Source organism: Kribbella sp. NPDC051137 (assembly GCF_040682535.1).
GTDB lineage: Bacteria > Actinomycetota > Actinomycetes > Propionibacteriales > Kribbellaceae > Kribbella > Kribbella karoonensis.
In genome coordinates this window covers 1-23,900 of record NZ_JBFBBI010000003.1, presented here as the reverse complement: position 1 = coordinate 23,900, position 23,900 = coordinate 1, and the positions used below count along the sequence as shown (strand labels likewise).

Below are 23,900 nucleotides of genomic sequence, written 5' to 3'. Positions count from 1 at the left end.
GCCCGACGTACCGCATCCGTCCCCGGGCACCTACGCTCCGCGATCACCTGAACACTCAGGCAGACCAGACGATGCCTTAGGCTCTAGTTCTGTGTCTTCGACGTTAGCCGGTGCCTTCGGGGTCGCCGCCCTCTTCGTGGCGGTGCTTGCCCTGGTGTTCGCGATCCAGGCCCTCCGGGCCCGGACGGGCCCGTCTGACCAGCCCAGCACCCAGCCCGCGCCGGAACCGCAGCCCGCCCAGCCGGAGGCCAAGCCCGGCACCGTCAAGTCCGAGCTCCGCAGACTCGACAAGGAACTCGAGGTCACCCGCGGCGAGCTGAAGGAGACCCTCCAGCACCTGGCAGTCGTCCGGTACGACGCGTTCGGCGACACCGGCGGCAAGCTCTCCTGGTCGATGGCGATCCTCGACGACAACGGCGACGGCGTCGTCCTCACGTCGATCAACAGCCGCGCCGACGCCCGCACCTACGCGAAGGAGATCAAGTCCTTCGCCAGCGAGTCGAAACTCTCCCCTGAAGAGGAAGAAGCCATCAACACCCTCCACAAAGAAGCCGGCCCAACCGTCGACTGAGAAACGTGCGGAGGCGGTGCGTAAGTCTCCCCGTGGCGAATGGTTGCTGGGGGAACGGGCAGGTCATCCTCGAGCTAGCGGCGCTTGGGGACGCGGGCCGTCAGGGCGCCTGGTTCGATTTCGGTGGACAGGTAGCGGCCGGGGCCGATGGGGTCGCCGTCGAGTTGGCGTTGGACGTCGACGGCGGCGTGGAGCTCGACCTTGCGGCCGGTGAAGCGCTCGAGGTACATGTCGGTGCGCTTGGTGCGGGTCATCATCCCCCACAGGACGATCGGCCACTGCGTCACCCGCCGCGGTGCGATCACCACGACGTCGAGCAGGCCGTCGTCGGGGCGGGCGTCGGGGAGCAGGGGGATGTTCGCCTGGAGCATGCCGACGTTGCCGACGACGACCGTGCGGACGCGGCGTTCGATCGGTTCGGCGTCGTCGATGGTGATCTGGACCCGGACCGACGGGTGGTTCACGTTCTTCGCCGCGGACACCAGGTAGGCGGTCCAGCCGATCTGCTTCTTCAGGTGCGGCGGCGCGCCGGAGATGATCGCGGCGTCCAGCCCGAGCCCGGCCATCACGGCGAACCGGTCGTTGTCCAGTTCGTCGCCGTGCACGGCGACCAGGTCGATCCGCCGGTCGCGGCCCTCGAGGATGCGCTCCAGTGCGTCGTCCAGGTCGAGCGGGATGTGCAGGTTCCGGGCCAGCAGGTTCCCGGTGCCGGCCGGGATCACGCCGACCGGGATGCCGGTGTGCGCGAGCGCCGAGCAGACCACCCGGACCGTACCGTCGCCACCCGCCACCAGCACCAGGTCCGACTCGTACTCGATCGCCTGCTTCGCCATCGCGTTGCCGGCGTCGTCCTGGCGGGTCTCCAGCCACAACGGGTCGTCGTACCCGCGGACCGCGAGCGCCCGCGTCACCTTCCGGCGGAACGCGACCCCGTCCCCCACCTTGATCGGGTTCACGATGACGGCTGCCCGCGGCGGGGCCGTCGTACCGTCGCCCTCGGAGGCCGTACGTCGCCTGCGCCGCCGCAGCCCGGGCCGGAGGCCGAAGCCGATCGACGTCGCGGTCAGGATCGCCAGCCCGAGCGCCCAGCCGCCGAGTACGTCGGACACGTAGTGCACGTCCAGCGCGATCCGGTCGGCCGACACGATCCACACCACCGCGATCACCGGCAGCACCACCAGCAGCCGGAACCGCCGCCGCCAGCCGCGCACCGACGGCAGTACGACGCCGAGCGCTCCGGCCAGCACGAACGCGGCCGTGGCGTGTCCGGAGACGTACGAGAACCCGCTTGTCTCGACCAGCATCCCTGCCGGGCGCTCTCGCTCGAAGACCGCCTTCACGACCTGGACCAGCACCAGCTCCGCGGCCGCGGACGTGAGCAGCCAGATCGTCAGCAGCCGCGCCCGCCGGTGCCAGAGGTATGCCGCGACGATCGCGATCACCGCCCGCGCCGTCCACGGCACCGCCACCGCGCCGACGACCTGCCAGAAGTCGACCAGCCCCTCGTGCGCCGCGCCGTACGCCGAGGCACGCGCAGCGACCGACTGGTCCCAGTGGGCGAGCGGGGGCCAATCGCCGAACACCAGCAGCGTGATCACAGTGAACGGCAGAACACCCAGCACGACCGTGAGCGCACGGCCGACCGCGGTACTGGGTGGGTGGTGGTTCATCGGCCGCTCGGATCCCCCTCGATGATGGCTGTTGCCAGCCCATCATCCCGAATAGACTTCGCCGGTTCAGACACGCCCCGATACCCTCAGGGTGTGATTGACGCGAAACTGCTCCGTGAGAACCCCGATGTCGTGCGCGCCGCCCTGACCAAGCGTGGCGAGAGTACCGATGTGGTGGACCAGATCCTGGTCGCCGACAGTGAGCGTCGATCGTCCATCTCCGCCTTCGAGGCGCTCCGGGCCGAGCAGAAGTCGCTCGGCAAGCAGGTCGCCCAGGCCAAGGGCGACGAGCGGACCGCGCTGCTGGAGCGCACCAAGGCGCTGGCCGCCGAGGTGAAGGCCAACGAAGCCGCTGCCAACGAGGCCGGCAGCCGGTACGACGAGCTCGCCGCCGCGCTGCCCAACCTGGTGTCCGACGAGGCCCCGGTCGGGGGCGAGGACGACTACGTCGTGGTGGAGGAGGTCGGCAAGCCGCGCGACTTCGCCGCCGAGGGGTTCGAGCCTCGCGACCACCTCGAGCTGGGCGAGCTGCTCGGCGCGATCGACATGGAGCGCGGCGCGAAGATCAGCGGCTCGCGGTTCTACTTCCTCAAGGGCGCCGGGATGCTGCTCCAGCTCGGCATGCTGCAGCTGGCGATCCAGCAGGCGGTCGAGGCCGGCTTCACCCCGATGATCACCCCGACGCTGGTCAAGCCCGAGGTGATGGGCGGCACCGGCTACCTGTCGGCGCACGACGACGTCTACCGGCTCGAGGACCCCGAGCTGTACCTGACCGGTACGTCGGAGGTCGCGCTCGCCGGGTACCACATGGACGAGATCCTCGATCTGAGCAACGGCCCGATCCGGTACGCCGGCTGGTCGTCCTGCTACCGGAAGGAAGCCGGGTCGCACGGGAAGGACACCCGCGGGATCATCCGCGTCCACCAGTTCGACAAGGTCGAGATGTTCTCCTACTGCCCACTCGAGGACGCGGCCGCCGAGCACCTGCGGCTGCTGGCCTGGGAGAAGGAGATGCTCGACAAGATGGAGCTCAGCTACCGGGTGATCGACACCGCCACCGGCGACCTCGGCGTCTCGGCGTACCGGAAGTTCGACTGCGAGGCGTGGGTGCCGACGCAGGGCCGGTACCGCGAGCTGACCTCGACGTCGAACTGCACCGACTTCCAGGCCCGCCGGCTGAACATCCGGCACCGGGACGCCGACGGGAAGACGCAGCCGGTCGCGACGCTGAACGGCACGCTCGCCACCACCCGCTGGATCGTCGCGATCCTGGAGACGCACCAGCTGGCCGACGGGTCGGTCCGGGTCCCGACCGCACTGCAGCCGTACGTCGGCGGCCGTGAGGTTCTCGAACCGGTCGCTAAATGACAGATAAGCCGACAGTAGTTGCCCTGGACATCGACGGCACCCTGATCGACCACGACGACGGCCTGTCGCCGGCAGTCATCGACGCGGTCCGGCGTACCGCCCAGCAAGTGCCCGTCGTGCTGGCCACCGGCCGCGCCTGGTCGACGACCGCGCCGATCGCCCAGCGGCTCCGGCTGCCCGCGGACGGATTCGTTGTCTGTAGCAACGGTGCGCGCACGATGCGTTACCCGGACGGCACGGTCGTCGACGAGCGGACCTTCGACCCGGCGACGGTGATCAGGTCGGTACGCCGCTATGCGCCGAACGCCCGGATGGCCGTCGAGGACGCGGACGGCAGCTACCTGGTCACCGCGCCGTTTCCGGACGGCGACCTCGGCGCGAACGCGCGGATGCGCGTGGTCACCGACGACGAGCTCGCACCGCAACCCGTGACCCGATTGATCATCCGGGACCCGGAACAGTCCGAGAGCGACTTCGTCCAGCTGGCCGAACGCCTCGGCCTGCACGGGGTCAGCTACTTCGTCGGCTGGACCGCGTGGCTCGACATCGCACCGGAAGGCGTGGACAAGTCGACCGGGCTGAAGGTCGCGCTCGCGCAGCTCGACCTGGATCCGTCGGGCCTGCTGGCGATCGGGGACGGCCGCAACGACATCGAGATGCTCACGTACGCCGGTCACGGCGTCGCGATGGGGTCCGCGCCCGACGAGGTCAAGCTGGCCGCCGACGAGGTCACGAAGTCGGTCCAGGACGACGGCGCCGCCGCCGTACTGAACCGCTGGTTCTGAAGCAAGCCCTTTCGGCGACCGCCGAAATTCTTGACAGTTGACAAGTGAAGGCCCGGAAACCCTGCGTGCACAGGTTTTCCGGGCCTTCGACCTGACAGTCAGCTGGCGGGTCGACTGTCAGGTCAGGCGACTCGGGTACTGCCCGTCCGGCGCTGCTGGTGCTGCTCGACGACCGTGTCGAACGCGTCCAGCACCGCGCTGACCTGCGGCCGGGGCCGCGGGGTCTTGGCAGCCGGGCTCTGACCGCGACGCGCGCGCCGCAGGTGCCGCTTCACCGTCGACAGCGAGCAGCCGAGACGCATGGCCAGCGACTCGAGGCTGTCGTTCGGGTACTGGGTGCGCAGCCGCAGGACTTCTTCGTGGCTCACCGGCCGGCGCGTCCCCCGCGCGCCGGCAAGCTGGTCGAAGTCGTCGGCCTGCACCTCGACGTCGAGCAGGTTCCGGATCGAACGCCGTTGTGCAGCTGTGGTTCCGGCGACGAAACCGCTCACGTCGTGTTCCGCGACCGCGCTGTACAGGCAGTCGGTGAAGAGCGGGCAGGAGGCGCACAGCGCCTTCGCCTCGCGGACGAGTTGCTCGTAGCGCTCGCGGGTACGGCGGGTTGCAGAGGCGGGCGGCGGCTCTTCCATCAGGCGGTGCTGAAAGATATCCGTGCGGGCAATACAGCCGGTCATTGCCCCTTCCCTGTTGGAAGATGTGTCGACAGCCGCTCGAGAGCTTCTGCCCCCCGGCCCCGCTAGATTGGCGCTGTTGACGGTCATCAAGGCTCCCCAAGTATCAGGACCCGAGTGAACGAACGGTGAACGACGTTCGTTCGCACGGCTCCACTAGCTGGTGGACCCACACTTTGTTGCCGGCCCACCGTGTCGTCCCGGGCGTGGGACGCACCGATCCATAACTCTTGACGCCACTGCCGCGGTTTTGGTTGCAGCCAATTCAGCAACAGTTATTCGACGTTTGTGTGTGCTTCCGGAGGTGGGGCGGCATCAGTCGCGCTGATCCAGAACACGCATACGACGCGGCCGAACAGCCCCCGGTTCCCCGCCAGACCTCCGCATGAAATCACGCGCCAACCGTGCGATGCAGGGGAACTTGCTGCCTTTGCAGCATCCTGCCGTAACGGTCTGATGACGTTGTCAAAAGCTCAATCAGATAAGTCAAAAAGGTCTCAATCCGGGCCTCGACCGCTTGCGCCCGGCGTACTCGGAAGGGTAATGCGGGACCGGGTCGTCCGACGCTACGGTGACCCTGTGACGGCTTCGCACCAACCCCGCCTGATAGCCACCGACCTCGACGGAACGCTCGTGCACAGTGACGGAACGGTGTCCGAACGGACCCGTGCCGCAGTGCTCGCGGCGCAAGCTGCCGGAAGTGTTTTCGTAATGGTCACCGCCCGGCCACCTCGGTGGCTGCACGACCTCTCCTACCTCGTCGGCGAGCACGGTGTCGCGATTGTTGCCAACGGCGCCATTCTGTACGACGTCCCGCATCGGCGGGCGATCCGGACCCGGCTGATCGATCCGGCCGTCGGGCTCGAGGTCGCGCTGGCGATCCGGGCCGCGGTTCCCGACGTACAGTTCGCCATCGAGCGACCGAACCGCTACGGACAGGAACCGGTCTACCTGAACCGCTGGCCGAAACCCGACGACACGTTGGTCGCGAGCGTCGAGGAACTGCTCACGGAGCCGGCCGCGAAACTGTTGGTGCGGCATCCGAGTCTGGAGTCCGACGACCTGCTCGCGCTGGTGAATCCGTTGGTCGGCCAACGAGTGACCGCCAGTCACAGCGGAGGTCACGGTTTGGTGGAGATTTCCGCCACCGGCGTCTCGAAGGCCGCGATGCTCGCCGATTTCGCCGCCACACAAGGAATCTCGGCTGCTGAGACGATCGCCTTCGGTGACTCGGTCAACGATCTGCCGATGCTGGCGTGGGCCGGTACGTCGTACGGCGTCGCGAACGCGCACCCGGAAGTACTCGCGGTCGTCGACCGCACGGCCCCCTCGAACGACGAGGACGGCGTCGCCGCCGTCCTCGAAGAGTTCTTCCAGCCTTTGAAATAAGAGGTCTTACAGGTACATCCCGCCGGAGCCGTCGGGGTTGCGGGCCTGCGGGGTGTCGGGGAACTGCCCGTCCGGAGGGAGCTGCTGCCCGCCGGGGAGTGCCCGGCGCATCTGCTCGAGCTGCTGCCGCGCGGCCATCTGCTGCGCGAACAGCGCCGTCTGGATGCCGTGGAACAGACCCTCGAGCCAGCCCACCAGCTGTGCCTGTGCGATCCGCAGCTCGGCGTCGGTGGGGGTGCTGTCGTCGGTGAAGTCGAGGCTGAGTCGCTCCAGCTCCTCGACCAGCTCCGGCGCCAGGCCGCTCTCCAGCTCCTTGATCGAGGCCTCGTGGATCGACCGCAGTCGCGCCCGGGAGGCCTCGTCGAGCGGTGCCGACTTCACCTCCTCCAGCAGCTGCCGGATCATGTTGGCGACCCGCATCACCTTGGCCGGCTGCTCCACCAGTTCGGTCACCGAACGGGGCTCGTCGTCGTGGTCGTCGTGGTCCTTGTCGGAGCGCGGCGGTCCCTCGACGGCCATGCCGTCCGGCCCGACGATCAGCACCTTGCCGTCTTCGGTCCGCGCCCCGGCCATCGGAACTTCCTGGCCCTCGCTGCTGCTCTCGCTCATCCCCCCATCCTAGGCGTCCGCACTGCGGGCACGATGGCGACGTACGGCGTCCCGGTTGGCGCAGGCGGGGGTGCAATAGCGCTGGCGGCCGGTGCGGGAGAGGTCGGCGTAGACGTTGTCGCAGCCTTCTGTCGCGCAGCGGCCGAGCCGGGTGATGCCGCGGCCCGCCAGGTGCAGCGCCGTGCCGGTGCTGATCAGCGTCGCGACCAGTCGTCCGACCGGGACGTCGTCCGGTCGGTAGTGCATGTGCCAGCCGTCGCCGGCGTGGTTGGTGAGCCGCGGATGCTCGGTGTACTTCGCGAGCATCGCGTTCACCAGATCCACCCGGGTCTGCTCGTCGGCGGCGTCCACGACCTGCAGCCACTCGTCGAGCGCAGTCCGTACGGCGGCCAGGTCCGCGGCCGTCACCTGCCGCTCCCGCACCAGACGGCTCTCGACGCCGCTCTCCTCGCACCGCTCCGCCAGCTCCTCCGGCGTGTGTGCCGGCCGGGTGGCGAGGTTCACCGCGAGTAGCACCGCGTCGGCGCCGTAAGGGTTGAGATGCATAATGCCATTACATCACGATGGATCCATGACAGACACCCACCGGCACCGCTGGACCGCCGTCTCCAGTCATCAGGTCAGCGAAGGCCTGGTGGTGTACCAGCGATGCGCCTGCGGCCAATGGCGCATCACCAGCACACCCCCGTACCCCGTCGCCTACCCCGAGGTCGCCCTAGTCGACACGACTGACCATCGGTAGCCGCGACCGCGTGAGCAGCCAGGCGAGCAGACCGGCGAAGAGTGGTACGGCGACCACGATCCCGCCGAGCTCCGCCCACGGGACGGTGAAGCGCGGCGACCCGAACGCGGCGTGCGCGGTGAACCCGTACAGCGCGCCGACCCCCACGCCCAGCACGCAGCCCAGCTGACCGAGCACCCACGCCTGGGCCGCCGCGAGCGATCGCCGGCGTCGCGGCGGGGCGCCGATCGCGGCCAGCGTCGCGAGATCCGCCCGGCCCTCGGCGGCGGACAGCGACACCGAGATCGCGACCCCGAGCAGGGTCACCACCGTGGCCGCGGCCAGGACCCCGATCAGGAACAGCCGTCCCGGATTCTGGTATCCCTTCTCCACCTTCAGGCCGTCATCCGTCCCGAGCAGCCGGCTGACCGCGGCGAGCTGGTCCTTCGACGGATCGCGGGTCAGCTCGAAGTGCACCTCGGAGACCCGGATCGTGCCCAGCTGCCGCGCCGCCGCCGGACTGATCAGCGCGGTGTCGCGCAGGAAGTGCACGGCAGGCGGCGTCCCGAACGAGACCGCGTCCAGGTTCTTCAGCATGCGATCGCTGTCATCGTTGTGCAGGGCAACCTTCTGTCCGGCCTTCAACGGTACGCCGGGCAGAACCACCTTGCCGTCCCGCAGCGCAGCCGCCGCTTGCTCGCCGTACGCACCGAACTTCGCGACGAACGCCGGATCCACCGACAGCAGCGCGAACCCGTTGGATCCCTCGAAGTTCTGCGGGGTGGCCACCGCGAGGACCGGCGTGTAGCCGTACTGGTTGGCCTTTGCGTTCGGCAACAGTACGTCGCCGAGCTCGTACTGCTGCCGCACCGGAAGGATCCCGTCCAGGCTGGTGATCAACTCCGGACGATACGCCTGCGCCCCTGGGACGCCGTTGTCGAACCGCAGGACGGCGTTGCCGTGCTTGCTGACCGCGACGTAGTTCGCCTCGTCCGCCGCGATCGAGTTGGCGGCGGCGAACGCGACCGCCGCGGTGCCGGCGACCGCCATCATGATCGCCGCGGTCGCCGGGCCTGTGCGGTGCCGGTGCCGGGACGCGTCGCGGAGCGCCATCCGGCCGCTCAACGGCAGCACCCGGGCCAGACCGGCCGCTTTCGCGACCAGGCTCGGAAGCATCCACACCAGCGCGATGACCGCCGCCGTGATCCCGACGAGCACCAGCGCGATCGGGCCGTTCGGCGTCGCGGTCGCCTGGGTCCCCAGCTGTGAGTTCCGCGCCGACTTCAGCGCCGCGGCGATCTGGGCGCTGCCCGCGAACACGCAGACCAGTCCGCCGACCAGCAGCACGACGGCGACGACCCGAATCCGGGCCGCCTTCGCGGTCACCGCGAACCGGCCGGCCAGCGCTGCCATGGGTGCCTGCCGCCCGGCGCTGATCGCCGGTACGACGGCCGCCGCGAGCCCGGCGCCGACCCCGAGGACCGCGATCCCGGCGGTCGTGCCCCACGGGATCTGCCAGGCGGTGAAGATCGAGTCGGTCATCGCCTCCCAGAGCGGCTTCGCGCTGAACACGGCCGCGCCGGCGACCACGAGCCCGCCGAGTACCCCGACCAGTCCGGCGAACAGCCCCTGCACCAGGACGATCCGCCGGACGTCGCCCGGCGTACCGCCGGCGGCCATCACCAGGCCGAGTTCCCGCGTCTGCCGGCGCGCGCCGACCGCGAACGCCGTTCCGGCCAGCAGCACGATCTCCAGGATGCCGAAACCGATCACCAGCGCCATCGCGGCGTACGGACCGATGTCGGCCGCGGAGGTGCCGTACGGCGCCGGCGGCGGATCGATGATAGTTGCCCGCGGCAAGAGAAAGAGGCCCTGGTCGACGAGCTTCGGCCCGAGCCGACCGGGGTCGGCCGAGTCCGGCAGGTCCACGAGGTAGGAGACAGTGCGGGTCGGATCAGGTTCGGCCAGGGCGATGTCCGGCGTACCGAAGACGGTCGGCAGGCTCTGGCCGAGGAGCATCCGCGCGATGCCGACGACGGTGTACTTCGTGCCGTCGGCGCTGACCACGGTGCCGGTCGACCCGAGCTTCTCGGCGAGTGCCGGCGAGATCGCAACCTCGTCGGCCTTCGCGGGCATCCGGCCCTTGTCCACCTTGACGGTCCCGGCGGCGAGCGGACTCGCGCCGTCGCCGACGATCAGCGTGGCGGAGGTCCTCGAGTCCGGCGTCCGCAGCTCGGCCATCCCGCCGTCGACGAGCTGCCGCGCGATCTTGCTCCCGGGCGGCAGCAGCGGCAGCGGGTCGAACGTACCCGGTGTCCGTACTGCCTTGTCGTGTCCGTCGGCCGGCGGCGGCTCGCCGTAGATCTCCTGCCCCGGGACGACCTGGACCTTGTCGTACTGCGTGACGTCGAGGCGTGCGTCCGCCCGCCCGATCGTGTTGTTCGCGAGCGTTTCGCCGCTCGGGTGCGCGCTCTTCAACACGATGCCGAGCCAGGTCGCCGCCAGTACCGGTAGACCGATCAGCGCCGCGACGAGGAGCGTCCGGCCGAGCGATCGTCGTGCCGTCCGGCGAGCGATCCGGAGCGGCGGACCCCACTGGCCCATCAGTTGCTGTCCTGCAGCAGCGCATCCGCCTCGAGCAGCGGACCTGCCTGCCCGACCAGTACGCCGTCGCGCAGGTAGACCACGCGATCCGCCCAGGCGGCATGGCGGGCGTCGTGCGTGACGAGTACCCCGCCGATACCGTGCTGGTCGCAGCGATCGCGGAGCAGTCGCAGTACGGCCTCGCCGGTCTCCGAGTCGAGTGCGCCGGTCGGCTCGTCGGCGAGCAGCAGCCGGCGTTCGCCGACGATCGCGCGGGCGATCGCCACGCGTTGCCGCTGGCCACCGGACATGTCGTCGGGGAAGCGGTCGGCGAGGTCGCCGATGCCCACCTCCTCGAGCGCGGCGACGGCGTACCTGCGTGCGGTGCGGCTGCGGGTGCCGTCCAGTTCGAGCGGCAGCGCGACGTTCTCGGCGGCGGTCAGTGCCGGGATCAGGTTGAAGTCCTGGAACACGTAGCCGATCCGGCGCCGCCGGAGCGCGGCCACGGCCTTCGTGCTCAGCGTGGCCAGGTCGTTGCCGTCGACAAGCACCTCGCCGCCGGTCGGGCGATCGAGACCGCCGGCACACGTCAGCAACGTGGACTTGCCGGATCCGGACGGGCCCATCACCGCGACCAGTTCACCGGCGGCGACGCCCAGATCCACGCCACGCAAGGCGTGGACGGCCTGCTCGCCGTCGCCGTGCGTCCTGGTCAGGTTGCGGATGTCGAGGATCATGAGCGGGTCTCCTGCTCCGCCGGGGCGTCGTACTTCTGTGGTACGGCGCGGGGTTTGCCGCGGTGGCGTAAGAGCATCGCCTCGCAGTGGTCGAGCCAGCGGATCTCGGCCTCGGCGCCGAAGATCATCGACTCGATCACGAGCTGCCAGGAGATCTCGGCCTCGGTGCTGTTCCGCTTCAGCCGGGTCAGTTCCTGCAGGGACTGCATCGTCGACATCCGCTGCCGCTGGACCACGGCGCTGACGTCGATCCCCGGTACGGCGAGAGCGAGCGCGAGCTTGATCGCCAGCTCGTCGCGCGGCCGGGACTCCCGGGTCACCGGAGTCGCGAACCACTTCGCCAGCTCGGTCCGGCCGGCGTCGGTGATCTCGTACATCGACCGTCCGTCGCCCTCACTGGACGCGGCCCGGACCAGGCCGTCACGTTCCAGGCGGGTGAGCGTGGTGTAGACCTGCCCGATGTTCAGCGGCCAGGTCGCTCCGGTGGCGGCTTCGAACTCGCCGCGGAGCTGGTAGCCGTACTTCGGCTCGTCCTGGAGCAGCGCCAGCAATCCATGCTTGATCGACATGGATACCGAGTATGCATACCGGGTATGCCTGCCGTCAATCCTCGCGGTGCAGGCGGCGGACCAGGCGCTCGGTGATCGCGTCCACGTCGTACGGGCGGCCGGTGCCCGGCGTCAGCTGGTCGAGCATCAGGCCGTCGATCGCGAAGTGCAGCAGCCGGATCTCCTCCGCGCCGCCCGGCAGGCCGGCGTGAGCGTTGAAGGCGACGTCCGCGTCGAAACCCTGCCTAAGCGTGCGGGACAGGATCTCGTGCAGGCCGGGCCGGCGGGCCGCTTCGAGGCGCAGCTCGAACAGGGCGAGCGTGAGGTCGGGGCGGGCGAGCAGGCGCTCGACGATGTAGTGCACGTAGTCGATCGCGAGGTCGAGACCCGGCTCGCGCTCCGCCAGTGGTTCGAGGACGGCCTCGTCGGGGGCGAGGCGTTCGAAGATCCGCTCGCCGAGGGCGCCGAGCAAGGCGTCGCGGGACTTGAAGTAGTTGGACGCCGTACCGGCCGGGAGTCCGGCGGCCGCGTCGACGGCGCGGTGGGTCAGGCCGCGGGCGCCTTGGGTGGCGAGTACGTCGAGACCGGCGTCGGCGAGCTGGGTACGGCGTTCCGGGTTCCGGGGCATGTTGACAGGATAGCAGGTGATCCACTACAACTGTCGTACACAACAACAACAGCTGTAGTACTTAGGAGAGCGTATGCAACCCGCAGCATTCGGCGCGACCGTGGTCACCGACCGGCCCGCGGACGTCGCCGCGTTCTACACGCAGTACCTCGACCTGCAGCTCGGGATCGACCTCGGCTGGTTCATCACGGTGCGCCGTGGTGCGGCCGACTGGGAGCTCGCGATCATGGAGCGCGGGCACCCGACGATCCCGGCCGCGGTGTCGGCGCTGACCGAGACCGGCACGGTGTTCGGCTTCGTCGTGGACGACGCGGACAAGGTCGCGAACGCGCTCCGCGAAGGCGGCGTGCGGCTGGAAGGCGAACCGGTGACGGAGCCCTTCGGCCAGCGGCACTTCTTCGTCCGCGACCCGGCCGGCACCTGGATCGACGTCATCCAGCTGGTCGAACCCGACCCGGATTGGGTCGCGGCCAACCTACCCACGGCCCCATGATCCGCCGTTGCGGACCTCCGGCACTCACCAAGTCCGTCTGAGCGGCGCGGACGGCGGCTCGCTGAGCCTGAGACGACCGCGCCGCCCGGCGTTGGTGAGTGTTGGGGGTCCGCCTCAGACGGTGAGGAGAACCTTGCCGAGCTGGGTGGACTGCTCCAGCGTCTCGTGCGCCTTGGCGACCTCGGCGAGCGGGAACGTGGAGTGCACGATCGGGCGGACCTTCTTCTCCGCTATCAGCGGCCAGACGTGGCCGACCACCTCGGAGATGATCCGGCCCTTGTCCTCGACCGAGCGGAACCGGAGTCCGGTCGCGATCACCGAGCCGCGCTTGCTGAGCAGCCGGCCGAGGTCCAGCTCACCCTTGGCGCCGCCCTGCATCCCGATCACCACCAACCGCCCGTCGTACGCGAGCGTCTTCACGTTGTCGGTGAGGTACTTCGCGCCCATGATGTCGAGGATCACGTCGGCGCCCGCGCCCTTGGTGGCCTCGTCGACCACGGACGCCCACTCGGCTTCCTTGTAGTTGATCGCGACGTCCGCGCCGAGCCGGGTGCAGAACTCCATCTTCTCCGTGGTCCCGACTGTGGTCAGCACCCGCGCGCCGTGCGCCACGCCGAGCTGGATCGCCATCGTCCCGATCCCCGACGAGCCGCCGTGCACGAGCAGCGTCTCGCCGGCCTTCAGATGCGCGGTCATGAACACGTTGGACCAGACGGTCGCCACGACCTCCGGCAGCGCGGCCGCGCTGACCAGGTCGAGCCCGTCCGGCACCGGCATCACCTGCGGCGCCGGTACGGCGACCTTCTCGGCGTACCCGCCGCCGGCCAGCAGCGCGCAGCACTCGTCACCGACCGACCAGCCCTCGACCTCGGCGCCGACCGCGGCGATCCGGCCGGACACCTCCAGCCCGATCGTGCCGGGGGCCCCGGGTGGCGGCGGGTAGAAGCCCTGGCGCTGCAGCAGATCCGCACGGTTCACGCCGGCCGCGACGACGTCGATGACGACCTCGTCGACAGCCGGTTCCGGATCCGGGATCTCGCCGATCCCGAGCACGTCGATTCCACCGGCACCATCAACCACGACAGCTCGCATGATGTTCAACCTACTTGACGAGCTTCTCCATGTCCTGGGCGATGCTGTCCAGGTAAGTGGTTTCGCCTGTCGACTTGAACCAGTCCCAGAGCTCGAGCGAGTGGTACAGCCGGTAGAGGTCGACCCGGTCCTGTGGCACGGCGCCGTACCCGTCTGTCAGCCCCGCGAGCTTGGCGGCGTTGTCGTGGGCCGAGTACTGGATCGTCTTCGCCAGGTCGACCAGCGGGTCGGCGGCGATCGCGTTCTCGACGTCGATGAAGCCGTTGATCCGCCAGGTCGTCGGGTCGACGAGGATGTTGCCTTCGTGGAAGTCGTTGTGGCAGAGCACGGCGGCCTGGTTGTCCGCGAACAGGTGCTGGTGGCGCTCGACGTGCTCGGCGATCTTCGTGTGCAGGTGCGGGTCGCCGCCCAGCTCCTCGAATTCGTGCAGCTTCTTCGTGAACTGGCGGCGCATGTACTGGTCGTTGTCCGGCACCGGGTCGAGGATCCGGTCGGTCAGGTAGCCGTACTCCGGTTGCCCGATGCGGTGGATCTTCCGGAGCAGCTCGCCGAGCTGTGCGTACGTCGTACGCCAATCGGCCGGTTCTGCCTGCGAGAGCGGTACGCCGTCGAGCTTGCTGAGGATCGTGACGCCGTCGCCGACGTGCAGGACTTTCGGGATCTGCCCGCCGACCTCGGGCTCGAGCATCCCGTAGACGTGGACTTCTTTGGCCTGCTTCCAGCGCCACTCGGGCGCGTAGACCTTCACGATGACCGGGGCGTCCGCGGTCTGCACCTCGTACACGGTGCTCAGCTGGCCGCCGGTGCGTTCCGTTGCTGTGCCGGCCTTGACGTGGAGTGCGTCCTCGACCAGTCGCGCGACATCCATGCCGTCGAACCTATGGGTGCCGTCCAGCGGGTTTCAGTCGTCGAGGTCTGCCCAGGTGTCGACGTCGTCGCCGGCGCGGGTCGGCTCGGTCCAGGCGACGTCGAGGGCGGCGAGAGTACGGCGTACCGACTTGTCGCGCGGGTCGCCTACCTGGGCGACGGCAGCGGCCAGGGCGGTACGGCGGTAGGCCGCGGCGAGCTGCTGCTCCTGGCCCGAGGTGTCGCGGAGGCCGAACCCGTCGTGCTCGCCGAGTCCGTCCACCAGGTTCTGCACGTCGGCCGCGGTGATCCACGGCAGGTCGCAGCTGACCACCACGACGACCGGCGCCACGCCGTACGCCAGCCCCGCGGCCAAGCCCGCCACGGGTCCGCCGGACGGCGGGTTCTCGAGAGTCCACTGGACGGGCCGGCACGCAGTACGCACGGGCCCCACCACCACGGTCGAAGTTGCCGCTGTCGTGGCCGTCAGCACCCGGTCCAGCAACGACACCCCGTCCAGCACGAGCATCGCTTTGTCCACTCCGCCGAACCGCGTAGACCCACCCCCGGCCAACACCACCGCATCAAAGTCCACCCCGGCACGCTACTCCCTGTGGAACAGCTCCTCGCGTGCTCGGCGCATCTGGCCGTGCGTTGTGCGGCACCATGGAGAGATGAGGATCGCCGTGGTGCAGACCGCCAGCAGCTACGACAAGGTCGCCAACCGGGACCTGGTCACCCGCCTGGTCGCGGAGGCCGCGCAGAGTCGGCCGGATCTCGTCGTACTGCCGGAAGCGATGATGTCCGACTTCGCCGTCGAAGGAGACTCGGTCGCGGACGCCGCCGAGTCCCTGGACGGGGAGTTCGTCGCAACGCTCCGGAAGGCGGCCGTCGAACACAACGTGGCGATCGTGGCCGGCATGTTCGAGCTCAGCTGCGACCAGCACCGCCCGTACAACACCCTGCTTGCCGTAGGCGCCGACGGCGTCCTGCTGGGCGCCTACCGCAAGATCCATCTGTACGACGCCTTCGGGTACAAGGAGTCCGATCAGCTCACGGCTGGCGACGTAGCGCCGGTGGTGATCCAGGTCGGGGATCACCAGCTCGGGCTGATGACCTGCTACGACCTACGGTTCCCGGAGCTGTCACGCGCGCTGGTCGACGCAGGCGCCGAGGTACTGGTCGTCCCAGCCGCCTGGGTCCGTGGACCGCTGAAGGAACACCACTGGACCACCCTGCTCACGGCACGCGCTGTGGAGAACACCTGCTACGTCGCCGCAGCCGCACAGAACGGCAAGAAGTACTGCGGCCTCAGCCAGGTCGTAGACCCGCAAGGCGTCGCGCTGGCCTCCGCGGGCGAGTCGGACGGCATCGCGTACGCCGAGATCACCGCCGAGCGGCTGGCCGACGTACGGAAGCGCAACCCGTCCCTGCAGAACCGCCGGTACTCGGTCACGCCCCGCTGACCAGTGAGCGGACCGCCTGGTCCGGAAAACCCGCTGACGCGTTAACCTCCTGAGCGTGCTGGATGGGTTTGATCTGGAACATCACGGCGATCTCGAGGTCGGCGAGGGGCTCGTCGACCTCGCCGTCAACGTCCGCGCGGGCACTCCGCCGCCGTGGCTGCTGTCCGCGATCACCGCGAGCCTGGCCGACCTGGCGGCGTACCCACGACCTGCCGCAGCGGTCGCCGCGGTCGCCGGGCGGCACGAGGTCGCATCCGATCGGGTACTGCTGACCGCCGGAGCGGCGGAGGCGTTCGTCCTGATCGCGCGGGCGTTCCGGCCGCGGCATCCGGTGGTGGTCCATCCGCAGTTCACCGAGCCGGAGGCGGCGCTTCGTTCGGCCGGGCACCTGGTCGACCGGGTGCTCCTGCGGCCGGAGGACGGGTTCGTCCTGGATCCGGCTGCCGTACCGCGTGATGCCGATCTGGTCGTTGTCGGCAACCCGACCAACCCGACCTCGGTACTGCATCGCGCCGACGATCTGCGCGAGCTCGCGCGGCCGGACCGGATCCTGGTCGTCGACGAGGCGTTCATGGACGCCGTACCCGGTGAGCCCGAGTCGCTCGCCGGTGCGTCGATCCCGGGGCTGGTGGTGGTCCGGAGCCTGACGAAGACATGGGGTCTGGCCGGGCTGCGGATCGGGTACGTGCTCGCGCACGCGAGCCTGATCGAGCAGTTGGCGGCTGTACAACCGCACTGGCCGGTGTCCACTCCTGCGCTCGCGGCGGCGATTGCCTGCAGCAACGAGCGTTCGGTTGCCGAGGCGGCTCAGGCGGCGCTCGACATCGAACGGCAACGTGTCCATTTGGTTGACAGTCTCGGTACGGTTCCCGGCGTTTCGATGTACGGCGTACCGCGGGCGCCGTTCGTGCTGGTGCAAGTTCCGGATGCTGCCGAAGTGCGGGAATCCCTGCGTACACAGGGTTTTGCGGTCCGGCGGGGTGACACGTTCCCGGGGCTGGGGCCGGACTGGTTGCGGATCGCCGTACGGCCGGAGGATGTCACCGACGGATTTGTGAAGGTGCTGTCGGATCTGCTGCGGTGACAATCGAGTTGGCGCTGTAACGCGGCGGGGGGTTTAGCTGAGGTCCACTTTGCGCACAAGATGGCCAGGTGCCCGTTCGGTTTCACCGGGCAACTTTCTGGCCGTTCGCGAAGGGAGCAGCACAATGGGTCTCAACGACGATGACATGAACACCTCCTCCGGGGGCGAGAACCAAGGCGAGTACGGCGGCTCGAACGAAGGCGAACGGTCGGAGGGCGGGTACGGCCAAGGCTCGTCCGGCGAGTCGGCCGAGCAGGGCGGCGGCTACGGCGGCTCGTCCGAGGGCGGTCCCGGCGAGGGACCTGCTGACGGTGGAGCCTCGCAGGGCGGTCAGGACGGCGGCGCCGACGGTGGCGCGGGCGGCTACGGCGGCGGTGACTCCGGTTCCGGCGGTGGCGGCGGATACGGTGAAGGTTCTGGTGGGGCCGGCGAAGGTCCTGCTGACGGTGGCGCTTCGCAGGGCGGTCAGGACGGCGGTGCCGATGGCGGGGCCGGCGGCGACTCCGGATCCGGTGGCGGCGGTGGCTACGGTGAAGGTTCTGGTGGTGGAGACGGCGAAGGTTCGGGGTCTGGTGGCTCGGACAACGGTGCCGACGGTGGCGCGGACGGCGGCGCCGGCGGGAACTCCGGAAGCTGGTGAGTACGGTGCCGGAGGCCGGGTCGTTGCGGGATGAGCGCCCGGCACTCCGGCGCTGTGTAGCAGGCGACCTCGACGAGTTCGCCAACTCCCACTGGGGTTCCCGCGCGCTGCTGTCCCGCGGTCCGGACCTCCCCGCGCCGTACGACGACCTGTTCAGCCTCGACGCGGTCGACGAACTGCTGTCCCGCCGGGGGCTGCGTACCCCGTTCCTGCGCATTGCGAAGAACGGATCGGTTGTCGGCGACAACCAGTTCACCGGATCGGCCGGTGCTGGAGCAGAGATCGCCGACCAGGTCCGCGACGACAAGGTGGCCGCGCTGTTCGCGGGCGGGCACACCGTCGTACTCCAGGCGCTGCACCGCACGTGGCCGGCGCTCGTCGACTTCTCCACGCAGTTGGCCGCCGACACCGGCCATCCGGTCCAGATCAACGCGTACATCACCCCGCCCGAGTCGCAGGGTTTCTCCGCGCACTACGACGTCCACGACGTGTTCGTCCTTCAGGTCGCGGGCGAGAAACACTGGACCGTGCACGAGCCCGTGTATGTCGACCCGCTCCGAAACCAGCCGTGGACCGACCACGCGCGTGCTGTCGAGAGGGCCGCCCGCGACACCGCTCCCGTGGTTGACGAGGTACTGCGACCCGGTGACGCGCTCTACGTACCGCGTGGGTTCCTGCACTCGGCCAAGGCACTCGGTGGTGTCAGCGCGCACCTGACGGTGGGCCTGCACACCATGACGCGCTACCTATTGGTCCAAGAGCTGGCCGCGCTGGCCGCGAACGAGGCATCGCTGCGGACTGCGTTGCCGCTCGGCTTCGACCCTGGTGATCCGGACCAGCTGGCACAGGTACTGCCCGAGGTGATCGACCTCTTCACGCAGCAACTCCAGTCCGAGACGCCCGAGGCCCTGTCCGAGCGCCTGCGTCGCCGCACCTGGTCCAGCAACCGCCCCGCACCGCTTGCGCCTCTCGCCCACGCCGCGGCGATCGCGTCGCTCGCCGTCGGTACGACGGTCCGCCTGCGCGCGGGCCTCCGCTGCCGTCTGGTGCCTGGTGACCCGCTCGTACTGCAGCTCCCGGACCGGACGATCACGTTCCCGCCGAGCACGGCGGCCGCCGTTGGGCAACTGATCTCCGGCGCCGACTGCAAGGTCGGCGAGCTGCCTGCGCTGGACGAATCAGACCAGTTGGTGCTCGTACGTCGTCTCCTCACCGAAGCTGTTCTTGTCACCGACCACCGATGAAGTACCGCCCGGAGACCGGCTGCGCCGCCCAGGCAATCCTCCGCCGGGAGCCGCTGATCGCCACCGCTCCACCCGCCGAACGCTGGCTCCTCATCGAGTCCCGCACCCCCTGGCCCCGCCAGGCGCTGACCGCACTCCACGGCGGGTCGCGCTCGCAAACCCCCATGGCGTCCCGCACACCCTTGCCCGGCCGAGCCGTGGCCGCACTCTCGGAGCGCTCAACTGGACACGTGGTGTCGCGGCGGTGTGCGGAGCTGGGGATCCGGCCCGTGCTGATACGCCGATCCGGACGCGTGGATCCGGCCCGCCGGCGCCGGTGGGGACTGGTCGACTGCCGTCCGGGCCGGGAGAGCGTGCGGTGGGGCGACCTGCCGTCGGACGAACACCTGCTGGATGTTCTGGACGGCAAGGATCCAGGCACGCATAGCGCCGAGCCGGTGTACCTCGTCTGTACCCACGGTCGCCACGACGCCTGCTGTGCCGTGTGGGGTCGGCCGGTCGCGGCGGCGCTAGCAGCGGTGTACCCGGAGCGGACCTGGGAGTGCAGTCACATCGGAGGCGACCGGTTCGCGGCGAACGTGGTCCTGCTGCCGCACAGCCTGTTCTACGGGCAGGTCCCACCGGCGCGCGCCGTCGAGCTCGCGACACAGTACGACCGGAGTGTCGTCGTACCCGATCTCCTCCGTGGATCAGGCGCGTTCGTCCCGCCCGTACAGGCCGCGCAGCACTTCGCCCGGACCGCCGGTCACTCGCTTGCTCTTGGCAACCTTCTCCCGCGGAGGATCGAGCAGCTCTCCGTGAACCGCTGGCGGATCCTCCTCGCATCCACCAACGGCCCGTTGGCCGTCGAGGTCTCGGCTCACCTCGACACCGTCGAGGCCCGTCTGACCTGTGCAGGTTCCTCTCCTGCGCAGGTCCGCCGGTTCGAGCTCGACCAGCTCAGCCCGGATCCACTGCGCGGTCCGTGACGTGCGCGCCGTAGTACTCCGACTGGCGGGCCATCAGCTCGCGCATCGGCGTACCGCGGGGCACGCCGTACACCGTGCCCGGGAAGTCCAGCTCGCGTTGGACCTGCCACAGCTCCTCGTGCCGGTCCGGGGAGAAGAGCTGTGCCGGATCGCCGGCCGCGATCCATCCGATCGGGAGGACCGTGCCTGCTGCCAGCCGCGAGTTCACATGCAGCACGCTGTTGATCCGAAGCTCCGCGCCTGCGCCGGCGACGGAACCGGGGAACAACGCGGCGCCCGTGGCGATGAAGACCTCGTCCTCGACCGTGGCGCCGTTGACGTGTGCATGGGGACCTACCAGAACCGCGTCGCCGATCACTGCGGGATGATCCGCCCGGCCGCGCACCAGGGCGTTCTCCATCACCACACTGTTCTCGCCGAGCCGGACCTCGCCGTTCTCCGCCGTCAGCACCGCACCGTGCAGGACTCTGCTGCCCTCGCCGAGGATGACGGCGCCGCAGAGCACGGCCGATGGGGCGACGTACGCGGAGGCAGGCACGACCGGTCGGCGGCCGCGGTGTTCCATCAACATCTGACCATCAACATCTGTCGGTGTCCTCTCCTAGCCTGACCTCCTCCAGCTGTACCCGATCTGCGTGCGGACTCTCCACTGCCCGGGTCCTCACAACCCGGGCGGCGGTGTCCTCCGGGCCGTCCACGTCGAGGTGGGAGGCTCGGTCCGTCGGACAATCCGGGGTGGAGAACCGCGAACTGAGCCAACATTAGAACAGATGTTCGAGTGATTGCAACGCATCCTGACAGGTCAGGAAACGCCGCTCAGATCCGCTCGGCGCTGAGCCGCGGAGCGACCCGGGCGAGCACGTAGATCGTCAGGCTCGCCAGCAGCGCCAGCCCCGCCAGCACCACCCAGGGCAGCTCGTGGTGCACCTCGAAGAGCTGCGCGAAGAATCCCGGCGCCAGCACGCTCGAGAACGTGAACGAGTACTGCCAGTACGACAGGTACTTTCCGCGCCCGACCGCCGGCGAGATAGCAGCCGACAGCGCGTTGTTGGTCGCCGCATGCAGTACGTCGGCGAATGCGAAACAGGCCGTGGCCAGCACCAGCACCGGCACGACCCACCCGCCCGGGATGTGCACCTGCAGCGCCATCAGCAAAGCCCAGGCGGCGTACGTGATCCCGGCAACCACCATGACGTTCGTACGGCGTCGCTGCTCGGTGTGGCGTACTACGAGCGTCTGGCCGGTCGCCAGTACGACGGCCGTCGCCGCGATCAGTACGCCGACCAGCCACTTCGGCACCGTGAGCGCTTCCGTGACATACACCGGCAGGCCGACGCCGAGCATCATCGTGCAGAGCGCCAGCAAGGTGTTGGCGCCGATCAGCACCAGGAACGTCCGGTCTTTCCGCAGCAGTGGCGCAGGGCCGCTGTCCTGCCTGGTGCGCTCGTGGTGCGACGGGTGCAGGCGTAGGAGCAGCAGACCGGCCAGGTAGAAGCTCAGCGCGTTCACGGCCATCGCGATCAGGAACGGCCCGTTGCCGCCGATCGCCAGCAGCCAGCCCGCGGCCAGAGCGCCGATGGCCACACCGCCGGCCTGCATCATCCCGCCCAGCCCGAACCACTTGTCGCGCTCGCCCTCGTCGGCGACGTCCGCGAGCAGGCTGAAGATCGCCGACCAGAACACCCGCTGCCCGGTGGACATCACCAGTGAGCACAGGAACAGCAGCCAGATCGACCGTCCCAGGAAGAAGCCGGTGAAGGCCAGCCCCTGGGCGAACTGCGCGCCGACCACGATGTTCCGCGGTCCGATCCGGTCGATGATCACCCCGACCGCGGCCGGTGCCGCGATCGAGAACAGCGTCGCGACGGTCAGCATCACGCCGGCCGTGCCGAGCGGGATGTCCGCGACCTTGTTGAAGTACAGGAGCAGCAGCGGACCGGCGCAGCCGCCGCCGAACGAGTCGATCGCCAGCCCGGCCAGCAGCGGTACCCGGCCACGGACGTTCGGGAGGCCGAGTGACGCGGCTGCGGGCATGGCGAAGCGCTCCCATCGGGTCATCTCGGCGGCTGGCGAACACTAGCAAGCGTTCGGCGGGCCCATCCAGCCGATTTCACTCCGTAGCGGGTACCGTCGTGCTGCGACGTGCCGCAACGGACGCCACGCCACCAGTGTCGTCACCACCATCGCCCCGAAGGCGATCGCGAACGGTGCAGCCAGACCGAAGCGTTGCGCCAGTACGCCGCCCAGCGCGGAGCCGACCGCAGCACCGCCCACCGACGCGAGGAGGTACACGCTGTTGACCCTGCCCATCAGCTGATCCGGTGTGGCCAGCTGACGCGTAGTGGTCGACACAATGCCCCACACCACCGCGTGGACGCCGAACACCGCCATAGTCGCGCCGGCCACCCACGGGTTCCTGGTGAGCGCCAGGATGAGATGGACGGCCGTCTCGATGACCAGCCCGACGCGCAGCAACGTCACCGAGCCGACCCGCGGCTCCAGGAAGTGGTACGTCGGCATGCCGAGCACCCCGCCCACCGCACCGACCGACACGAGCAGACCGAACTGGGTGTCGGTCAGCCCGAGCCGCTCGCGGGCGAACAACACCCAGGTCGCGAAGCCGGCACAGAACGTGATGTTCATGACCAGAATCGACAAGGCCAACGTCCGTACGCCGGAGTGCTGCCAGAGCCAGCGGACACCTTCACGTACTTCGCCCCAGAGCGCCGAACGGGTCGCAGGGTCGGGCAGCGGCGGCCGCACGGCGACACGCGCTACAAGGGCCGCGGCCGCCGCGAAGGTGACCGCGTCGAAGACGAGCGGGATGCCGGCGCCGGCAGCGAACAGCAACGCACCGAGCGGCGGGCCGCCGAGCTGCTGAAGCACGGTGCCGCTGGCGAACAGTCGTGCGTTGGCCTGGCCGAGATGCTCCTTCGGTACGGCGCTGACGAGCAGTGCGCCGGATGCGTTGTCTGCAAGCGTTTCCGCGGTGCCTAGAAGGAACAGGGCAGCATAGACCGCCCACAGCGGTGCGGTGTGGAACAGTACGGAGGCACCGAGCGCGGCCAGCACCAGTGCGCGAAAGGTGCCAGCGGCAACGATCATCAGGCGCCGATCGAGCCGGTCGACCAGGACGCCGCTGAACAGGGCGAACAGCAGCCACGGCAACTGCTGGACGAACGCGGCGGCTCCGACGGCCGCCGGCTGGGTGGTGATCGAGGCGACCAGCAACGGCCCGGCGGCGAGCATGGCGCCGTCGCCGAGGTTCGAGATGATCGCGGCCGGGAAGATCTTGCGGAAGTCGGCTCCGAGCTCGGCCGGAACGACGTACGCGCCAAGGGAACGCATCTGAACTCCTGAGGGCATGACGGAACGACGGGACACCGGCTTCTCCAGCCGGCGGTCCGCCCGGTCAGCCGCGTCAGCGCACCGACCGGACGGTGTGTGCCATGTCCTCGAACGACGTAGACATTGCTCCCACCTCCGTCCGTACCCGCGACGACCCGCCGCTCCGCACACCGTACCGGCCGCACCCCGCCCCCGCACTCCGATTCTGCCCACGCTCCCTGCGCTATCCTCGACCTTCGGCGGATTCCGCCAGGAGGGCTCGCATAGTGGCCGAGTGCGCTGGTCTTGAAAACCGGTATGGCGGGTGACCGTCATCGTGGGTTCGAATCCCACGCCCTCCGCTGTGTGATGTCTCAAGACATCGGCGACAGGTGAACCCACGATTCGTGGGTTCACCTGTTCTTTTTGGGGACGGGGCCGGGTGGTCTGCCGGTGGGTT

At 69.3% G+C, this 23,900-nt stretch carries 24 protein-coding genes and 1 tRNA gene; 11 read left to right on the top strand and 14 right to left on the bottom strand.

The window, feature by feature from the left end:
* Window positions 1-91 precede the first annotated feature (91 nt).
* Window positions 92-571, top strand: coding sequence for a DUF4446 family protein (locus AB0M51_RS15020; protein ID WP_344188919.1), 480 nt, complete (start codon window positions 92-94; stop codon window positions 569-571).
* A gap of 74 nt (window positions 572-645) precedes the next feature.
* On the opposite strand, the gene AB0M51_RS15015 is transcribed toward AB0M51_RS15020, so the two are convergent.
* The gene (locus AB0M51_RS15015; protein ID WP_344188920.1) at window positions 646-2,241 is read right to left on the bottom strand and encodes a diacylglycerol kinase family protein; all 1,596 of its coding nucleotides are present in this window, start codon (window positions 2,239-2,241) and stop codon (window positions 646-648) included.
* Between the two features lie 93 nt (window positions 2,242-2,334).
* On the opposite strand from AB0M51_RS15015, the gene serS reads away from it, so the two are divergent.
* Complete coding sequence (gene serS, locus AB0M51_RS15010) at window positions 2,335-3,609, top strand: serine--tRNA ligase (RefSeq protein ID WP_344188921.1); 1,275 nt, start codon at window positions 2,335-2,337, stop codon at window positions 3,607-3,609.
* Complete coding sequence (locus AB0M51_RS15005) at window positions 3,606-4,394, top strand: HAD family hydrolase (protein WP_344188922.1); 789 nt, start codon at window positions 3,606-3,608, stop codon at window positions 4,392-4,394. The genes serS and AB0M51_RS15005 overlap by 4 nt, the downstream gene beginning before the upstream one ends.
* 122 nt (window positions 4,395-4,516) lie before the next feature.
* On the opposite strand, the gene AB0M51_RS15000 is transcribed toward AB0M51_RS15005, so the two are convergent.
* The gene (locus tag AB0M51_RS15000; RefSeq protein WP_344188923.1) at window positions 4,517-5,023 is read right to left on the bottom strand and encodes a WhiB family transcriptional regulator; all 507 of its coding nucleotides are present in this window, start codon (window positions 5,021-5,023) and stop codon (window positions 4,517-4,519) included.
* A 621-nt stretch (window positions 5,024-5,644) separates the two neighbouring features.
* Between AB0M51_RS15000 and AB0M51_RS14995 the strand changes: the two genes are divergently transcribed.
* Window positions 5,645-6,454: an HAD-IIB family hydrolase gene (locus AB0M51_RS14995; protein ID WP_344188924.1), complete on the top strand. Its 810-nt coding sequence runs from the start codon at window positions 5,645-5,647 to the stop codon at window positions 6,452-6,454.
* Window positions 6,455-6,460: 6 nt separating this feature from the next.
* Here AB0M51_RS14995 and AB0M51_RS14990 read toward each other — a convergent pair whose 3' ends face one another.
* The 6 genes from AB0M51_RS14990 to AB0M51_RS14965 form a co-directional block, all read right to left on the bottom strand.
* Complete coding sequence (locus AB0M51_RS14990) at window positions 6,461-7,063, bottom strand: bacterial proteasome activator family protein (protein ID WP_344188925.1); 603 nt, start codon at window positions 7,061-7,063, stop codon at window positions 6,461-6,463.
* A gap of 9 nt (window positions 7,064-7,072) precedes the next feature.
* The gene (locus tag AB0M51_RS14985) at window positions 7,073-7,609 is read right to left on the bottom strand and encodes a CGNR zinc finger domain-containing protein (protein ID WP_344188926.1); all 537 of its coding nucleotides are present in this window, start codon (window positions 7,607-7,609) and stop codon (window positions 7,073-7,075) included.
* 169 nt (window positions 7,610-7,778) lie between these two features.
* On the bottom strand, window positions 7,779-10,388 hold the full coding sequence (locus tag AB0M51_RS14980; RefSeq protein WP_344188927.1) for an FtsX-like permease family protein: 2,610 nt from the start codon (window positions 10,386-10,388) through the stop codon (window positions 7,779-7,781).
* Complete coding sequence (locus AB0M51_RS14975) at window positions 10,388-11,104, bottom strand: ABC transporter ATP-binding protein (RefSeq protein ID WP_344188928.1); 717 nt, start codon at window positions 11,102-11,104, stop codon at window positions 10,388-10,390. The genes AB0M51_RS14980 and AB0M51_RS14975 overlap by 1 nt, the downstream gene beginning before the upstream one ends.
* Window positions 11,101-11,673 (bottom strand): helix-turn-helix transcriptional regulator, encoded by a 573-nt coding sequence (locus AB0M51_RS14970; protein WP_344188929.1) that lies wholly within the window; start codon window positions 11,671-11,673, stop codon window positions 11,101-11,103. The genes AB0M51_RS14975 and AB0M51_RS14970 overlap by 4 nt, the downstream gene beginning before the upstream one ends.
* Before the next feature lie 34 nt (window positions 11,674-11,707).
* Complete coding sequence (locus AB0M51_RS14965; protein ID WP_344188930.1) at window positions 11,708-12,280, bottom strand: TetR family transcriptional regulator; 573 nt, start codon at window positions 12,278-12,280, stop codon at window positions 11,708-11,710.
* 73 nt (window positions 12,281-12,353) lie between these two features.
* Between AB0M51_RS14965 and AB0M51_RS14960 the strand changes: the two genes are divergently transcribed.
* Window positions 12,354-12,773, top strand: a complete 420-nt coding sequence (locus tag AB0M51_RS14960; protein ID WP_344188931.1) for a VOC family protein — start codon at window positions 12,354-12,356, stop codon at window positions 12,771-12,773.
* 114 nt (window positions 12,774-12,887) lie between these two features.
* On the opposite strand, the gene AB0M51_RS14955 is transcribed toward AB0M51_RS14960, so the two are convergent.
* Genes AB0M51_RS14955 through AB0M51_RS14945 form a run of 3 tightly spaced genes read right to left on the bottom strand, consistent with a single transcriptional unit; the run spans window position 12,888 to window position 15,288 of the window.
* Window positions 12,888-13,865: an NAD(P)H-quinone oxidoreductase gene (locus AB0M51_RS14955; RefSeq protein ID WP_344188932.1), complete on the bottom strand. Its 978-nt coding sequence runs from the start codon at window positions 13,863-13,865 to the stop codon at window positions 12,888-12,890.
* A gap of 10 nt (window positions 13,866-13,875) precedes the next feature.
* Window positions 13,876-14,733 (bottom strand): aminoglycoside phosphotransferase family protein, encoded by an 858-nt coding sequence (locus AB0M51_RS14950; protein ID WP_344188933.1) that lies wholly within the window; start codon window positions 14,731-14,733, stop codon window positions 13,876-13,878.
* A gap of 33 nt (window positions 14,734-14,766) precedes the next feature.
* Complete coding sequence (locus tag AB0M51_RS14945) at window positions 14,767-15,288, bottom strand: NTP transferase domain-containing protein (protein ID WP_363749847.1); 522 nt, start codon at window positions 15,286-15,288, stop codon at window positions 14,767-14,769.
* 97 nt (window positions 15,289-15,385) lie between these two features.
* Between AB0M51_RS14945 and AB0M51_RS14940 the strand changes: the two genes are divergently transcribed.
* The 5 genes from AB0M51_RS14940 to AB0M51_RS14920 all read left to right on the top strand — a co-directional run bounded on the left by AB0M51_RS14940 (window position 15,386) and on the right by AB0M51_RS14920 (window position 20,113).
* Complete coding sequence (locus AB0M51_RS14940; RefSeq protein ID WP_344188935.1) at window positions 15,386-16,177, top strand: carbon-nitrogen hydrolase family protein; 792 nt, start codon at window positions 15,386-15,388, stop codon at window positions 16,175-16,177.
* A gap of 55 nt (window positions 16,178-16,232) precedes the next feature.
* Entirely contained in the window at window positions 16,233-17,261 is a 1,029-nt protein-coding gene (gene cobC / locus AB0M51_RS14935; RefSeq protein WP_344188936.1) for an Rv2231c family pyridoxal phosphate-dependent protein CobC, read from the top strand.
* Between the two features lie 124 nt (window positions 17,262-17,385).
* Window positions 17,386-17,901, top strand: a complete 516-nt coding sequence (locus AB0M51_RS14930; protein ID WP_344188937.1) for a hypothetical protein — start codon at window positions 17,386-17,388, stop codon at window positions 17,899-17,901.
* Complete coding sequence (locus AB0M51_RS14925) at window positions 17,898-19,145, top strand: cupin domain-containing protein (protein ID WP_344188938.1); 1,248 nt, start codon at window positions 17,898-17,900, stop codon at window positions 19,143-19,145. The genes AB0M51_RS14930 and AB0M51_RS14925 overlap by 4 nt, the downstream gene beginning before the upstream one ends.
* Complete coding sequence (locus AB0M51_RS14920) at window positions 19,142-20,113, top strand: sucrase ferredoxin (protein WP_344188939.1); 972 nt, start codon at window positions 19,142-19,144, stop codon at window positions 20,111-20,113. The genes AB0M51_RS14925 and AB0M51_RS14920 overlap by 4 nt, the downstream gene beginning before the upstream one ends.
* Here AB0M51_RS14920 and AB0M51_RS14915 read toward each other — a convergent pair.
* The 3 genes from AB0M51_RS14915 to AB0M51_RS14905 form a co-directional block, all read right to left on the bottom strand.
* Window positions 20,085-20,684, bottom strand: coding sequence for a gamma carbonic anhydrase family protein (locus tag AB0M51_RS14915; protein ID WP_344188940.1), 600 nt, complete (start codon window positions 20,682-20,684; stop codon window positions 20,085-20,087). The genes AB0M51_RS14920 and AB0M51_RS14915 overlap by 29 nt on opposite strands.
* A gap of 245 nt (window positions 20,685-20,929) precedes the next feature.
* On the bottom strand, window positions 20,930-22,147 hold the full coding sequence (locus tag AB0M51_RS14910; RefSeq protein ID WP_344188941.1) for an MFS transporter: 1,218 nt from the start codon (window positions 22,145-22,147) through the stop codon (window positions 20,930-20,932).
* 42 nt (window positions 22,148-22,189) lie between these two features.
* Window positions 22,190-23,461: an MFS transporter gene (locus tag AB0M51_RS14905; RefSeq protein WP_363749478.1), complete on the bottom strand. Its 1,272-nt coding sequence runs from the start codon at window positions 23,459-23,461 to the stop codon at window positions 22,190-22,192.
* 252 nt (window positions 23,462-23,713) lie between these two features.
* Between AB0M51_RS14905 and AB0M51_RS14900 the strand changes: the two genes are divergently transcribed.
* Window positions 23,714-23,802: transfer RNA gene (locus tag AB0M51_RS14900), tRNA-Ser, on the top strand.
* The last annotated feature ends 98 nt before the right edge of the window (window positions 23,803-23,900 follow it).